Below are 2,419 nucleotides of genomic sequence, written 5' to 3'. Positions count from 1 at the left end.
CCGATGTACCGCGGTGCGCGTACCGCGGTTTGATCCCCTCACTTCCAGTCTTCGCCAAACTACGGCCTGTGGTTATGGGTCCCGGCCTACGCCGGGACGACACCGAATTCGTGGGGCCGCCGTCGCGTTACTCAATCACCCGCGCCCGTAGATCGGCATCCGGCACAAAGCACGCCTCGTATTTCCCAAAGATGCGATAGCGGTTGCGAGCAATGAGGCTGTACACCGCATTCCGCAGCGGTTTTGGTACGGCGAACAATGCGCGCGTCCATCCCCATCCCGGCAATTGCGACAGCACGGTCAGCGCAGCGTCGGATTTCATGAACACCTCGCCGCCATGGACCACCGCATTGGTGTCGGGATCATCGGGATCGATGCCGAATGTCCGCGCGAGTTTCGTCCCGTAGTCCGACTGGATCGGCGTGAAGCGAAACCGCCTCGCCGTGTCGCGCTGCGCCACGAAGCGGACCCAGCGCGAGCAGAAGATGCAGACGCCGTCGAACAGGATCACGTCGTCGTCCGGCCATTTGTTCATGAGCGATTATCCAGCATCAGGAGCGCGACCAGCATCAGCACGATCGCCGGTCCCGTCTTCACCAGCGCGCCGAGCGGCTCGATCCAGAGGTCGGGCGTGAGGATCGCAGCACCCACCATGTAGCCGAGCGAGGCGACGATGCCCACGACCAGCCCGATCGCCGCGGTGCGGCGGAAGGCAATCAGCACGCCGATGCTCATGTCCATCAGGCTGGTGCCGATCGTGATGGGATCGACCAGCGCCGGCGGAAAACCGTGCGCGGTCAAAATGCCGGCGGCCGCGCGATAGGAGACGAACAGCGCGATGAATCCGGAGACGAGCCAGAACACGACCAGGCTGGCGAAGATCAGCGCCTTGACCAGGAACAGCCGCGCGAACCATTTGTCCTGGATGGTGGCGGGGTGGCGCCCGATCGTCTCAGCCAGCGTCTTCGGCGCAATGCCCGTGGCAGCGATCCACKCTGAGGGATCACCGGTGACGCCACGGCGCAGCTCGACGATGGCCGTCGAGCGCATCGGCGGCATCCAGCCGAGATAATTGGCGAGGTCGCCGATTTTCGCACCGAGATCGAGCGCAAGCGAAGGCATTGCGACGTGCGGCCAGCCGGCCGTGCCGAACGCGACACGAAACTGCTTGACGACGCCGGCCATCGTGGCCGGTTCGGATTGCATCAGATCCCAGCTCACGGCCTGCGCGGACGCATCATCGACATCGCGCGCGGCGAGCCAGGCGATGGTGACGGCGATATCCGCGACGGCGACGGGCTGGAATGGCGTCGCCATCTCCGCAGTCGGCAGGTCGAGCGGAAAGGCGGCGAGCGCGCGCAGCATGGCGCTGCCGCCATAGGCGGACGGCGCCACCACGAAGCCGGGCCGCAGGATGGCATGGGGAATGCCGGAGGCCGCGATCAGCCGCTCGGCCTCGCGCTTGGTCGTCGCGAAGGCGGTGCGATCGGCCTCCGCGATTCCGGGAATCGAGATGTGTACCAGCCGGATCGCGCGGCCGCTGTCGCCGATCGCCTCAAGCAGGCGCGCGACAAAATCGCGATGCACGGCGCTGGTGTCGCTGCCCGGACCGTCCTGAAGCACACCGAGACAGTTCACGATGACATCGACGGCATGCTCGCTCAGCAAACGCGTCAGCGCGGCCACATCGAGGGCGAGGATCGGCAACTCGATGTCCAGCGCGCTCATCTTCTGCGCCGGCGACAGGCTGCGCGCGAGCCCGACCACGCGAAAGCCGCGCAGGCGCAAATCGTCGGTGACGAAGCGGCCGATCAGGCCGGAAGCGCCGAGCACGAGAATGGTGCGCTGATTCATCACTCCCCTCAAAACGGCTTGGCGATCATCAGCCACAGGATCAACATCGTCGCGCCGAAGCCGGGAAGGCCGAACGCGAACCAGCGGCGGAACAGGACGAAGTAGCGCTCCGGCAAAGCCGTGCGCTGTTCGGCGGCCTTGCGCGCGAGATCGCGCATCTCGATCTGCATGAAAACGACGGGAACCCAGAACAGACCGGCAATGGCATAGAGCGCGAGCGAGGCGAGCAGCCAGCGCTCCGTGACCGACGTGGCCGAGAGCATCATCAGCAGACCGCCCGTGACGGGTTGCAGGATCACGGCCGACAGCGTGAAGATCGCATCCGCAACCACCACGACCGAAGCCGTGCGCGCGATGAACTCGGCATCATGCGTGCGATGCGCCGTCAGCATGAAGAAGGCGATGCCGGTTCCGGTGCCGAGGATGACGATGGCGCCGAGCACATGCAGATATTTGACCAGGAAATACAGCGTCATGGCTTCCCGCCCGCGACCGGCTTCAGCGCACGGTCGAGCTCGCCGCTGGCGGCTTTGACGCCGGCCTCGAGCTCGATCATCCAATGGCC

3 protein-coding genes are annotated in these 2,419 nt (G+C 65.5%); all 3 read right to left on the bottom strand.

The features are described from left to right. Nucleotides 1–127: 127 nt before the first annotated feature. From ACXJL8_RS39010 to ACXJL8_RS39000, 3 genes are read right to left on the bottom strand one after another with little or no spacing between them, the layout of a single operon-like run. The gene (locus ACXJL8_RS39010) at nt 128–535 is read right to left on the bottom strand and encodes a thiol-disulfide oxidoreductase DCC family protein (protein WP_456620857.1); all 408 of its coding nucleotides are present in this window, start codon (nt 533–535) and stop codon (nt 128–130) included. Beyond that, entirely contained in the window at nt 532–1,854 is a 1,323-nt protein-coding gene (locus ACXJL8_RS39005) for a DoxX-like family protein (RefSeq protein WP_456686811.1), read from the bottom strand. The genes ACXJL8_RS39010 and ACXJL8_RS39005 overlap by 4 nt, the downstream gene beginning before the upstream one ends. 8 nt (nt 1,855–1,862) lie before the next feature. Then, a complete protein-coding gene (locus ACXJL8_RS39000; RefSeq protein WP_456620859.1) occupies nt 1,863–2,330 on the bottom strand; it encodes a DUF2269 family protein in 468 nt (155 codons plus the stop codon). Between the last annotated feature and the right edge of the window lie 89 nt (nt 2,331–2,419).

It is taken from the genome of Bradyrhizobium sp. P5_C11_2, from assembly GCF_054049755.1.
This window is presented reverse-complemented; position numbering and strand designations above follow the sequence as displayed.

Coding starts and splice junctions, on each gene's coding strand:
- ACXJL8_RS39000 (WP_456620859.1), bottom strand. CDS start 2,330: ATGACGCTGTATTTCCTGGTCAAATATCTGCATGTGCTCGGCGCCATC.
- ACXJL8_RS39010 (WP_456620857.1), bottom strand. CDS start 535: ATGAACAAATGGCCGGACGACGACGTGATCCTGTTCGACGGCGTCTGC.